The 13767-nt window shown below is 49.3% G+C and carries 6 protein-coding genes; 2 read left to right on the top strand and 4 right to left on the bottom strand.

What is annotated here, in order from left to right; genetic code table 11:
• Positions 1-43: 43 nt before the first annotated feature.
• The 4 genes from ACKFKH_RS11640 to ACKFKH_RS11655 form a co-directional block, all read right to left on the bottom strand.
• A complete protein-coding gene (locus ACKFKH_RS11640; RefSeq protein ID WP_446858455.1) occupies positions 44-1249 on the bottom strand; it encodes a MarR family transcriptional regulator in 1206 nt (401 codons plus the stop codon).
• A 193-nt stretch (positions 1250-1442) separates the two neighbouring features.
• Complete coding sequence (locus ACKFKH_RS11645; protein WP_446858456.1) at positions 1443-4235, bottom strand: ATP-binding protein; 2793 nt, start codon at positions 4233-4235, stop codon at positions 1443-1445.
• A 239-nt stretch (positions 4236-4474) separates the two neighbouring features.
• Positions 4475-6076, bottom strand: coding sequence for a gluconokinase (locus ACKFKH_RS11650; protein ID WP_446858457.1), 1602 nt, complete (start codon positions 6074-6076; stop codon positions 4475-4477).
• A 109-nt stretch (positions 6077-6185) separates the two neighbouring features.
• On the bottom strand, positions 6186-7796 hold the full coding sequence (locus tag ACKFKH_RS11655) for a DUF3352 domain-containing protein (RefSeq protein ID WP_446858458.1): 1611 nt from the start codon (positions 7794-7796) through the stop codon (positions 6186-6188).
• A gap of 442 nt (positions 7797-8238) precedes the next feature.
• On the opposite strand from ACKFKH_RS11655, the gene ACKFKH_RS11660 reads away from it, so the two are divergent.
• Both ACKFKH_RS11660 and ACKFKH_RS11665 read left to right on the top strand, forming a co-directional pair.
• Complete coding sequence (locus ACKFKH_RS11660; RefSeq protein WP_446858459.1) at positions 8239-8664, top strand: hypothetical protein; 426 nt, start codon at positions 8239-8241, stop codon at positions 8662-8664.
• Positions 8665-8774: 110 nt separating this feature from the next.
• Positions 8775-13703 carry a DUF5724 domain-containing protein gene (locus tag ACKFKH_RS11665; RefSeq protein ID WP_446858460.1) on the top strand — a complete coding sequence of 1643 codons (4929 nt, stop codon included), beginning with the start codon at positions 8775-8777 and terminating at the stop codon, positions 13701-13703.
• The last annotated feature ends 64 nt before the right edge of the window (positions 13704-13767 follow it).

Here is a 13767-nt window from a genome sequence, read left to right on the forward strand (position 1 = left end):
TCCAGAGAATCAACAGTGTGAGGCTGTTTCAGCAATAAAAAAGTTACCGATTTGCCGATCCTTCGCCCAGGATGGTCAGAAATTTTCGTGCCAGTTCGATAAACTTTTGCCGCTCTGCCTGGTCTAGGGTGTCGAGCAGTTTGGAGAGTTGGTAGTGATCTTGGGGCGCAATCCAGTCTAAAAATTGTTGTCCTTTAGCAGTCAGCCTGACCCTGAGCGCCCGACGATCGGAGGGGTGATCATCTCGTTCAACATAGGCTTCTTGCTCCAATCCATCTAGTAGCCCTGTCATCGCCGCCCGTGACACACCACAGTGTTTGGCTAACAGCGAGGGACTCGCGCACAAGTCAGGCTCACCACTGAGATACATCAAAATCGAAAGCTTGGTTTGTGAAAGCCCCAGTTTTGCAGAATGTTCGTCAGTGAGCCGCAGCACAATTCTGGCGATCTGAGTAATCATCGACACTGTAGATAGCGCCCCTGTGTTTGGGTAGTGCAAAATGTCGTGAGTTACTTCCGTCACCAGTTGGCCCAGCGTTTCGATTTTTTCTCGGTGAGGCGAGTTCTTTGAGCTACTTGCAAGGGGTTGCTGATTAGCCTGTAGTTGGTGTAGCGATCGTTCGAGTTGTACGACTTTTTCGCGCTCTTGCAGTTCACTCGATCGCAGCGCCGCTTCGACTCGCTGATACTCGATGAGATCGAGTTGGAGACGTTGACCCATTTCTAACATCTGCATCAGGGTTGAGAAGGCTCTCAGAGCAGTCACTACGGTAATCAGCAGCTTTTTGGACGTTAATTCAGTTTTGAGTTTGTAATCATCAATTTCATAATTAACGGCGACAAAGGTTTCGGGAGCCTGACCAGGTTGTCCCGTTCGCAAAATAATTCTCACCGGTCGATTGCCCAACTCTTCGCGGACATACTGCACCACCTGCAATCCAGCATTCTCGGTTTCCATCACTACATCCAAAAAAATGATGGCGATATCGGGGTGCGATCGCATCAACTGTTTGGCTTCTTGAGCCGAATAAGCGCTAATAAACGTGAGGGATTTATTCTCAAAGGTCACATCACTGAGCACTAGCTTTGTGACTTCATGGACTTCAGCTTCATCATCCACAATCAAAATTTTCCAGCTTTTCTCAAGCGGGTTAATCTCCGTTTCTTCGGCAAACAAAATTTCTTCGTCTGCTTGGGCAAAAATCAGTTCGTCGCTTTGAGAATTAGGAGCTTGAGCGTTGTTTGACATGGACGAGCCTTCTGTAAATCTGCTAGATATTTGAGGACGGCTGTTTGCTTTAGTTAATGTCAATTTGATGACGTTTTTTCGCTTCACTGCTGAGTTCTTCTGCCTCCCAACCCCTCATTCTGAGGACTTTAAGACAAGCGTTCCGGCTTACGAGCATTGGTAGCACGATCGCTAATATGATGGTTCAACGGTTTTAAGGTTTTGGTAGCTTAATGATGAATTTTGCTCCCATAGAAGGTTGGCTCTCACACTGAATTTTTCCACCCAGCTTTTGAGTTACCAGGTTGTAGACAATATGTAATCCCAACCCACTGCCTCCCTGACCGCGTTTTGTGGTGAAAAAGGGTTCAAAGATTTTGCTCAAGTTTTCTAAGGGAATTCCTTGACCGTCATCAGCATACTCAAAAATGATCTGCTCCTCAATCTGCTCGAAGCGTAATGTAATATGTCCTTGTTCTCCGGGCGAGTAAGCGTGAAGTAGAGAATTCATCACCAGGTTAGTCACAATTTGCGAAAATGCCCCCGGATAGCTGTTGAGCGTGAGATGACGATCGCCCTGCACTTCAATTAGATGGGTCGTGGTTTTGACGATCGGACTAAGCTGTAATAAAACTTCTTCTAGATAAGCCCTAAAGTTAAACACCCGCCTCGACTCACTGGATTGATCCACCGCCACCTGCTTAAAGCTCTGGATCAATTGCGCTGCTCGATTTAGATTGGTCAACGTCATTTGGCTACTTTGTTGCGCGAGCGCGAGAAACTTCTCTAAGTCCGATCGCTTCATCGTGTTGCGCCTAAAGGAATCTGAAAAAGCAGTCGTTTTCTCAACTAACAATGAGGCCGCCGTCACCCCGATGCCGATCGGCGTATTAATCTCATGAGCAATTCCGGCGACCAGTCCGCCTAGGGCCGCCATTTTCTCAGTCTGAATCAGTTGAGCTTCGGCCTGTTGCAAATTGTACAGGGTTTGTTCAAGCTGTTGGGCTTTTTCTTGAAGTTGGACTTCGGCTAACTGACGCTCTTCGATTTCTTGCTGCAACAAAAGATTTTGCTTGTCGAGTTCTTCTTGGGCAAGTTGCCGACTTTCTTGAGTCAAGACCAGCCACCAGGAGCCAATGCCAATCAGCACAAACAACACAGCCGACACCTCAATCAAGGTTGCAGTTAGCCGCTGGACAGTGAGCTTGTCTAAACCAGAGTTGCTCATCACCTGCTGATAATAGACCACGCCCAACATGACTCCTAACAGCGTCGATAAAGAAAAAGACACCGCCAGATACTTCAGCAGCCTGACTTCTAGCTGTGGAGAAAGCTTGTCTCGCAAAAAGCTTCTGACGATCGGAGCCTCTAATTTCTTATCGGGAATCACCGTGGGTTTACAGGCATCGTGACAGCGCATATCAAGGCTGCAACACAAAGAGCAAATGGAGTCCTCATACACCGGACAAAACGCCATATCTTGAGGTTCATATTCCTGCTCACAGATGCAACAATCGATCGTGTGGGTGCAAGTTGAATAAGCATCTTCGCGAGCGATGTAGTACTTTCCTTGAGTGAGCAGCGCGATCGTCGGAGCCAGTACCATCGCCAATCCCAACGCAATAAATGACGCAAACGCCTTAGCAACTAAGCCAAACATTCCTACAAAAGCAGCCATTGAGACGATCGACGCAATCAAAACCGAGCCACACCCGACGGGATTAAAGTTGTAGAGATGCGCCCGCTTAAACTCAATATAAGAAGGACTCAGACCCAAGGGCTTATTGATCACCAGATCAGCCACCAATGCCCCCACCCAAGCGATCGCGACATTCGAGTACAGTCCCAGCACCGCTTCCAAGGTTGAGAAAACGCCTAGCTCCATTAATAGTAGAGCGATCGCGACATTAAAAAAAAGCCAAACAACGCGCCCTGGGTGACTGTGGGTGAGCCGAGAGAAAAAGTTTGACCAGGCCAGCGATCCCGCATAAGCATTCGTGACATTGATCTTGATCTGAGACAAAATCACGAAAAAAATCGTGACGGCCAAAGCAACCTCTGGGTTTGAGAAGACCGACTCAAACGCGACTGAATACATCTGAGTGGGCTGTTTGGCTTGAACAAAACTCACCCCATGTCCGATCGCCAACGCTGCTAAAAACGCCCCACCTAACTGCTTTGCACAGCCCAAAAAGATCCAGCCCGGCCCCGCCAAGACCACCGCTAACCACCACTTACCGCGATTATTTTCTTGTTTGTCGGGCAAAAATCGTAAGTAATCTACCTGCTCGCCAATTTGCACAATCAAAGAAAAACAAACCGTTGCCGCAGTGCCAAACAAAAGCGGATCAAACGCCGCCCCACTGCTCGACTGTCCCGCAAAACGCATCCAACTAGACAGCGCATCCGGCTGTTTGTAGAGAATGCATCCATAAGGTAACAGGATCAGCGTCAACCAGAGTGGCTGAGTCCAGAGATGCAATTGATTAATGACAGTCACCCCAAAAAAGACCAGGGGAATAATCGCTAAAGAACAAACGACATAGCCGATCGCCAACGGCAGATGAAAATATAGCTCCAAGGCCTGGGCCATGATCACCGCCTCGATCGCAAAGAAGATAAACGTAAACGAGGCATAGATTAAGGAAGTAATCGTCGAGCCAATGTAACCAAAGCCCGCCCCCCGCGTCAGCAGATCCATATCAATGTTGTATTTGGCCGCATAGTAGGCGATCGGCAACCCCGTCAAAAAGATGATCAGCCCGACCGCCATAATCGCCCAAACAGAATTGGCAAACCCATAGTTAATCGAGAGAGAACCGCCGATCGCTTCCAGGGCTAAAAATGACAGCCCTCCCGTTGCGGTATTGGTCACGAGCCACTCTGACCACTTTCTAAAAGATTTGGGAGCAAACCGGAGCGCATAATCTTCTAGCGTTTCTGCGGCGACCCAAGCATTGTAGTCACGCCTGTCTTTAACAATCTTGAAGCTGGGATGGATTGGCATAAGACTGAGTTCTCGGTCACGCTGGGATAGTAGGGCTTCAACCGTAGGGCTTCAACCGTAGGGCTTCAACCGTAGGGCTTCAACAGAGAGCGATCGTGGATGCATCACTTTAACTTTAATCAAACGTGAATTCGATGAAACCTTTCGCTGCGATTATTAATTCAGGCAGCCTCCTAAATCTCCGCTAAATAAAAGCCATTGAACTAGAAATCTGGTCTGAAAGTCCCCTAAAGTTGGCGTTAATCAAGATCAAGGGTTGCAAACTCTGGTTCTAGCTGATCATATAGCCGTTGATATCGCTCAAATAATTTGTGATAACGCTGAGTCTGCTGTAAGTTTGGAGAATGTCGATCGCGAATCCGAATCATTGATCGCACCGCTTCTAATTGGCTAATCTCCTCTACAGCATACATCGCTAAGACGGCTGCCCCAAATCCGCTCGCCTCATAGACTTCTGGGGTCAAAACGTCGAGACCAAACAGGTCAGCCATCATCTGTCGCCAAGCTTGCGATCGCGCAAAGCCGCCCGATGCTAATATCGTTTGACTTGTCTCGGTGAGGTCACTCAAAACAGTCGTAATACTATAAGCTGCAAACAAGATGCCTTCTAGGACAGCCCGGACAAAATGCGATCGCTCATGGTGTAAGGCGACACCAAAAAAGACCCCTCGTGCTTCTGCATTCCAGTAGGGCGCACGTTCGCCAGAGAGAAAGGGCAGAAATAGGAGTCCGTCGGCTCCCGCAGGCACCGTCTCAGCTAACTGGATCAACAGATCATAAGCATCTTGATGGTGTTGGGTAGCTTGTGCGATTTCAGGTTGTCCAAAGCGATCGCGAAACCATCGAAGTACAATTCCCCCATTGTTAGAAGGGCCGCCGACAACCCAGTGCTGATCGGTCAGAGCATAGCAAAACGTTCGTCCTTGCTGGTCGGTGATGGGTTGAGAAACTACTTTTCGCACAGCGCTACTTGTCCCGATCGTAATGGCAAGCTGATTGGCTGCGATCGCGCCGACTCCCAAATTTGCTAATACGCCATCACTCGCGCCGATGACAACAGGTGTATTGGAATCTAGCCCCATCATTTCAGCAAAGTGAGGTTTAATCCCCTGCAATCGATGAGTTGTAGGAACCAACTCGCTCAGTTGATCAATTTGAATTTGAGCAAGTTCTAAAGCCTCTGTATCCCAGGTTAGTGTCTTGAGATTAAACAACCCCGTAGCAGACGCGATCGAATAATCGACTATATATTGCTCAAACCATTGATATAAAACATACTCTTTGATTGAGATAAACTTGGCTGCTTTGTGAAACAAGTCTGGCTCACAGTCTCGCATCCAGATCAACTTGGTCAAAGGTGACATTGGATGAAGTGGCGTTCCTGTTTTTTGGTAGATCTGAAGTCCGATCGGGCTTTGTTTTAACTGTTGAGCTTGAACAACACTGCGACTATCGGCCCAGGTAATACTCTGGCTGAGTGGCTGATGATCAGCGCTCATGACAATCAAACTATGCATCGCAGACCCCAATCCCACAGCAGCAATCTCTCGACTAGATAAATTAGTCTGCTGCATGACTGCTTGAATAGACTGCAACACAGCCAAAAAGATCACGTCTGGGTCTTGTTCGGCGAACCGAGGCTGCGGAGAGAGCAAAGGGTAGTCTCGGCTGGCAAGACCTTTCATCTCACCAGTTGAAGAAACAACGATCGCTTTTGTACTGGTAGTTCCAATATCAACACCCATAAAGTAAGCCATTGTCCAACCCCTACTAAACAAAACCGCTAATCCTGAATGCCACACTACTTTAACTGTGGATAGTGCAGTTTTACGATTACTCAAAACGATTGCTCAAAACGATTACTCAAAACGATTACTCAAAAAGTAAAGGATGCATCAGTCCAAGACCAACACATCCTTTATTACACCACTTTGATCAACCAGAAAACTACTACTGTTTGGGCTTAAAAGCCAGCACCGCTTCAAATTGACTAGTCGTTTTATCCAGTTGAGTCGTTGTTCCACCGATGCTCTTGATTGAATTTAGAATGGCGGTCGTCTCTGGCTTCATCGTCGAAGTTTGAGAAAGCTGCGTAGCTTTATTAACTAGAGCCATTGTTTTCTCCACATCCATGTAAAAGTAACCGATGTTTTGCTTGGGTAGAGAAGCTGTCACCGCTTTAAAGCTATCGCTGGCTTCTAGGGAAGGACTGGGCTGACTCGACAGGGTAGTGACCAGATCGCCTGTTGCAATAAAAACGGTGTTGTCGTCTAGCCAACCATGACCAAGTATCGTGCCTTGGGGCGCTTTCCATTCAGTGACTTTTTTGCCATTCACGTCTCGTTGAGCGACATTTAGAAATTGACGCTTGGCGATCGTATCCAGCTTACCCAACGTTGTTTCAGCCGTTTTACGATCGCTCGTCTTAAACACCATGACCTGGCCAAATCCCAGTTGGGCCATCATGCCTTGATTGACAGGAGCCATTGCGATCGCAAACTCATCATTCATCCAGCCAAAAATGTCTTTGTCCAGATCAAGACCAATCATTTGACTGTTGCCCCGCATTGCGTCTATTACTTTCTGGCTGTCTGGGTTGTCTTTAGTTTGAGCCACAAACTGACTCCAATAGCCGCTAATATTGGCACCAGAGATGAGCGCAAATGTATCGGCTGGAAACTGACCCACGACCTTGCCCGGAGAGGGCTTAAAGTCGATCGCCATTTTTGGATCGACCGTAACCCCTCCCTTAAAGCGCAGCCCCATATCATCTACGCTAACGTTGCCAGCCATCGATTTAACTTGTTTGAGCGATTCCAGAGTAGAGGCACTCATCTGACTACTAGAATTGCTAGTCATCGCTTGTACCATTGCTGCGTAATCTGGGATGTAAAAGCGAGCAAGTACGGCTTCTCCACTACTCTGAGCCAAGAGCGACGCAGCTTCTGGTTTAGTCGCAAAAGAGGCGCTACCCTGAGCAGACTCGATCGCCTGTTCGATCGAAGGCTTACTCGACGAGACGATGAGGTATGAGTTGTTAAGAACTGCTGCGTAGCCGGGTTTTTTGCCTTTTTCACTGACAAATTCGCTAACATTGACTCCTTTGTAGTCAGTTTCGACGCTCTTAACCTTTGAGTCGCTTTTGAGCTTGTTGGCAAAGTTGAGGGCACTCACTTTATCTTTGATTGCGATCGCGACTACCATATTTGCCTCTTTGGTGCTCGCCCCCGGCATCATCGCAACCATCATGTTGCCCATCCAGGGTTTGAGGTCTTTGTCTACGTCCGTATTGGACTGAGTGAGCATTTTTTGGCGAAATTCTTGAAAGCTTTTCTCAAACGCCTGTTGAGCCTCTGGGGTGCCAAACTGCTTGAGCTTTGCCCAATTTTGTTCATCAGTGGAGATAAAAGCGGCCGCATACGCTTCATCAGGAATGACTTTGGCAATTGCGATCGGGGTTGCACTATCTCCCGATGCTTTATTAAAGTAAAAATATCCGGCTACCCCTCCAACCACAGCAGTCGTCGCCACCGCAGGTAAAATCAGCTTCTTTATTGCCATATTGTTTCCTCAACGTTCTAGATAGTATTACGGCTGGATTGAACTTCACCCTGACACTTGCCGAATTCGGACGGCTGAGTGATTAAGATCAATGCCGCTAGAGTTCCCTATGATTTTGGAGTTAGCACAGAGAGAAACGTTTCGGTATTGGATTGATCAGGTGCAAAAGACACCGCAACAATTAACTTCTGTACTAAAAATCTGTACTAAAAGCGGTAGGTATTTCTTCTCTTTTTTAGGGAGTTAAGGGGAATTTTCAGAATCTCAACCTGTGAGCAAGAAACGTTTTAAGCCGTCGAGATTTGATGAGCGATGAATAACATCACTTTGCGATCGACGGAATCTAAAGCTAACCTTGTTTAAAGACTTTGCGAACTTTGAACGACAGGGGCACTTACTCAAGTATGTATAGTACATTTGTACAGGTTCAACAAGTAGCACTATGGCCTCTACACTCACCGTCTCCGGAAAAGTCATGGGAAAAACTCAACCCATCTTTTCTGACTGGAAACTAACCTTGCCTGAAGTTGAGGACGCTCTCACCCTACGAAATTTGCTAACTCAAATCGTCTGCGCCGAAGTTGCTGGATTTGAAGCTCGTCAACGTCAGGGTCGCCTGATGCGGGTCGTCAGTCCGGGTCAGATTAGTCTGGGCGTTGAGCAGGGAAAAGTGGATTTGGGCAGCCGTGATCTAGAACAAACTGTGAATCTGGAACGATCTATCGAGACAGCCCTACAAGCGTTTACAGACGGATTGTATTTTGTGTTTCTCGACGAGCAGCAGCAAGAAAATTTAGAGGACGTGGTGAGATTGCGACCTGATTCGCAACTGTTGTTTTTACGGTTAGTTCCGCTAGTAGGCGGGTAGCATTTAGAACGATCAAACCTGGAGGCACTTCAGTAGGGTGACGATCGTTCTATTTTGGGCTTAATTAGGGTGAATAACGGCGGGTCAAGAATTTGTTGAGGAATTAAAGAATGCTGAATCGCGAAGTTGCACAGGCTCAGTTACAAGCAGTTTATGTAGCAGATTGGCGATCGCAGCGTATTCAACAATTGAGTAGTCTTGACGAACGGTTGCGATCGGTGGGCTATGCCATTCTCGGTTATGGGTCTGACGGACAGCGATCAGACAGTTATGAGTTCTATGAATGGTTGAGATCAATGGCGCAACGGTTAGAGGAATCTACGTCTGGCGATCGTCTGCAAATTTTCAACATTCTCTTTCCCAAGTTCGGTTCGATCGTCGAATCTGCGTGGCAACTGATCGCACAATTACCTTATCGATCGGGCTACAGTCGGCGATCATTTCGCGCCCCAAACCATGCTGAATACAGTGCAGACAAGCGACAAAGTTGGTTGCAACAACTGATTGATGTTGTAGAAGGCCATGACCAGGATTTGGAGTGGTTTGCTGCCTGGGTGCCATACCTGGGCTACTATGCATCCGATGTGTTAGGAATTTTGTTTGCAGCCGCGATCGATCACACCGAAGGACAAGCCATTTTCGAGATTCTGACCGCTTCAGCCAGCGGCAATCACGACATCGGAGCAATGGGACGGCATGTGACTCGTGCGCTACTGGTCGCCAATCGAGCCGATGGCTGGGACTTTATCGAACGCTTACTCCTTGCCGCCCAACGACAAGAAGGCTTGCGACAAACCATTTTGGAGACGATCGACGAAGCTCACCCGATCGCCTTTCAGCGAATGTTGCGATTGATTCTGGAGCAAAATCTAATTCGGTTTAGCGCCACAATTCGCGCGGTGGATGTCTGGTTTGGGTTCGGTTTGGAGTCACTCAACGAAAAACTCGCCAAACAACTGATCGCCCAAGTGCTGGATCTGCTCGAAAGTTTGGATGCTCGATCTGCCGCCCTGGAAAGTGAAGACCCGCAGCTAGTTTATTTAGCCCTGTGGTCAGCCGGATTTGGGGATGCCGTGGCTGCGATCGACCTTGCCGTACCGCTGCTCAACCATCCCCAAGCCACTCATCGATTTGTTGCGGTGCATTTTTTAGCTCAACTAGAGATCGCGCCAGCCAGAATGAGTCTATTGTCGGCGGTGAACGATCGTGATTTGCAGGTGGCGACGGCTGCGGTGCAAGCGCTTTCTCACACGGGAGACACAGACATTCATCAGTCTGACTTGTTTGAGCGGTTAGAACAAGCCTTACCCAACTTTCCGATTAAGCCCAAAACGCAGTCGATCGCCTGGGAATGGGTGACGCTCGAATCCAGCCAAAATCTAGTCGCCTCAGCGCTGATCCAAAATTTGGGAACGCGATCGCCCAAGCGACTCATTGCTTACCTGCCACTGCTTGACACTTATGAACGAGCCAATGTTGCTGGATTGTTGGCCGAGGTCAAACCCTGGGACAGTGAAATTCGGGCGGCGCTGTTTGATCTGGTCGGGGATGCCAGCAGCTATGTGAGAGAACAGGTGATTCGGCTTCTACAAGCGTGCACGATCGTTCCCTTAGAAAGCACCCAGTTAGAACACCTGCTCACCCGTCAAGCGAGCGATCTGCGGCGAGGAATTTTGGGCTTGCTGTTAAGCCAATCGGATGAAGCGGCGATCGCCTCCGCAGAACGGTTACTCACTGCCAAACAAGCCCCTCAACGTCAAGCCGGACTCGAACTTCTGCGCGAACTGGTACAGCGAAATCGTCTGCTCGATCGCGCCCAAAGTTTGGCAACTGACTATCAGACCCGTCGATCGAAGCTCACGCTCACCGAAACGCAATTACTTACAGGCATTTTGCAATCCGAAACCGAAGCCACGCTGACAGACGCTTTGGGACTGGTGCAGCCTGCCGATTTGACAGCGATCGCGCCTCCCCAAGTCATCAAGCCTGTTGCGATCGCGACCCTCCCCGCTCTGAATTGTTTGCTGGCATTGGATGACCTGATCCACGAGCATCACCAAACGCCTGTCAAAGTCGAGCAAGAAGAAGAACTCCTCGGCAACCTGAACTGGAACTTTCCCCGCTTCTATTCAAAGCTGTCGCGAGAGGAGAATCTGGAACGATTGCCATTGAGTGATGTTTGGCTTAACTGGTGGCGCGATCGGTCTGACACGCTGCGCGATGCCGATGGGCTGGAGTTGATTCGAGCGATCGCCCCTCGATTTGACTACCGCTCAGATCCATACACGTCAGAAGTCGCCAATTTGAGTGATGAATCCAGCCTGGTGGATCGAGTTGTTGCTGACCTGCAAGCCCACACGGGACAAACTCCGCCATCACTACGATATCCGTCGCAAATCAATCTCATCATTGCATGGCTGCTCTATCTACATCCGCCGACTCAAGTTTTTGACTATTGCCTGGAGGCGATCGCCACCCTGCTCGACACGATTCCCTTGACGCAACTGAAGAATGATCCCCAGTGGGAACACAGTTCAAGCTATTGGGGAGCCAAGCGACAGGTCAGCGATTTTATTGGCTACTGGATTAATTTCGCTCGACATTATCAATCTGATGGGGAGTCCGATCGCATTCGCTGGTGGCATCTAGTCCGCTGGGTCGATCGTTTTTTGCCCAGTTATCAAGGAACAGTGACGCTGTGGGATGTATTCGACACCTACCAGCTTGGCGGGGCAACTGAGGCGGATGTGATGTTTTACCTGTTGGGCGCTGAAGACCGTCCTACCGATGCCATTCAACAATCAGGGAGTGCTGCCGAAGCAAAAGCCAATCTCAGAACGTCGTTTCCGGCGCTGTCAGATCTGACTCGTCGCACTGTCATCGAAACCTACACCGCCCATCCTTTCTTATTGGAACTGGCCGATCGGGCCCGTCAGCGAATTCTAGCAATCGAACTCCAGCGCGGTGATTTGCCAACAGCCGCTTCTCAAGCAGCACGAGCGCTCAAGTCCGTTGTGGGAATGTCTACTGTCATCCAACTGATTCAAGCCTTCGATCGCAATAAGCTGGTACGCCACTACGCCTACAACAGTCTCAGCAAAGCCTCCGTGTTTAGTCATCTGATGCGAGTCAGCTTTCCGGCCCCAGACGACACCCCAGCCGAATTCTCTCAGCGCGTTCAATCCGCCCAAATCAAGCCAGAAAATCTAATCCAATTTGCCTTTTATGCGCCGCAGTGGGTTCACTATATCGAACACGCGATCGACTGTCCCGGATTTGCCGAAGCGGTCTGGTGGTTTCATGCCCACACCAAAGACAACGGTTGGAGCGTCGAGCCAGAAGTTCGCGAAACCTGGGTCGCCCAAATTAGCGAACGAACTCCGCTGTCGGCTCAAAGTCTAGTCGAGGGGGCGGTCGATGTCGAATGGTTTCATCGCCTCTACAAACTGCTCAAGTCCGATCGCTGGAACCAACTCTACGAAGCCGCCCAATATGCCTCAAGTGGAGCCGGACACCAGCGCGCCAAGCTGTTTGCAGATGCGATGTTGGGCAATCTAGAGTCCCAAACGCTACGCGATCGCATTACCACTAAGCGCCATCAGGATGCCGTCCGAGCGTTGGGATTGTTGCCGCTGCCAAAGGGGAAAAAGCGCGATCGTGAGATGCTCGATCGTTACCAACTGCTCCAAGAATTTCTGCGTACCAGCAAAAAGTTTGGTTCTCAGCGACAGGCCAGCGAAAAGTTAGCCGTCTCGATCGGACTCGAAAATCTGGCCCGTACCGCAGGCTTTGTCGATCCCCAGCGACTCCAATGGGCTATGGAAGCGCAAGCGATCGCCGATCTCGTGGGTCAAGCTCAAGTTGTGACGATCGATCAAGTTAGCGTCAGTCTCGCCATTACGGTTGAAGGTGCGCCAGAAATTACGGTGACGAAACAAGGAAAACCACTTAAAGCTATTCCTGCCAAGCTCAAAAAACAGCCTGAAATTCAAGTCCTCACCGCTCGCAAGCAAGAAATCACCCAACAAGCTTCTCGGATTCGGATTTCGCTAGAGCAGGCGATGTGTCGAGGCGATCGCTTTACCGCAACAGAGTTAATTCAACTCGCAAAGCATCCGGTCTTATTCCCCCTGTTGAGTCAGCTTGTGTTGATGGGCGATGCTGAAATTGGCTATCTCGTCAATCAAGGAACCGCCCTGAAAAATCACAGTCAAATCGTCACCCCGATCGCTTCCACTCAGTTGAGAATTGCCCATCCCCATGATTTGTTAATGACTCAGGAATGGCATTTGTGGCAGCAAGATTGTTTTGGCAGCGATCGAGTGCAACCCTTCAAGCAAATCTTTCGAGAACTCTACGTTCCCACGACTGCCGAACAGCCAGAATCGATGTCTCGTCGCTACGAAGGTCATCAAGTCAACCCAAAACAGGCGTTGGCGCTGTGGGGTCAGCGGGGCTGGATCGCGACTCCCGAAGTCGGCGTTCGACGGACATTTCACGCGGAGGGACTGATTGCTGAAGTCGATTTTCTCAACGGATTTTACACGCCGCTAGAAGTTGAAGGATTGACGATCGAGGGCGTTCGATTTTACCGTCGCGACGAATGGAAGCCGATTCCGTTAACCGAAGTGCCGCCTCGTCTATTTAGCGAAGTGATGCGCGATCTGGATCTGGTGGTCAGTGTGGCCCATCAAGGCGGAGTCGATCCCGAAGCGACGGCCTCCACAGTTGAGATGCGATCGGCATTAGTCCGCGAAACCTGTCGATTGTTAAAGCTTCACAATGTGCAACTCCAAAGTGCTCACGTCTTGATCGAGGGACAGTTGGGCAGTTACTCGGTGCATTTGGGCAGCGCAAACGTCCATCGTCAACCAGGCGGAGCGCTCTGCATCGTCCCCGTCCATTCTCAGCATCGTGGCAGAATCTTTTTACCGTTTGTCGATCCCGATCCCAAAACGGCCGAAGTCGTCTCAAAAGTGCTGTTATTAGCGCGAGACAAAGAGATCCAAGACCCCACAATTTTAGAGCAGATTTTGTAGAGGACGTTGGACTATAGACGTTGGACAAATCAGAGACTTTGAACCACAATTCTTCTCTTAAAGT

Source organism: Phormidesmis sp. 146-20, from assembly GCF_052939475.1.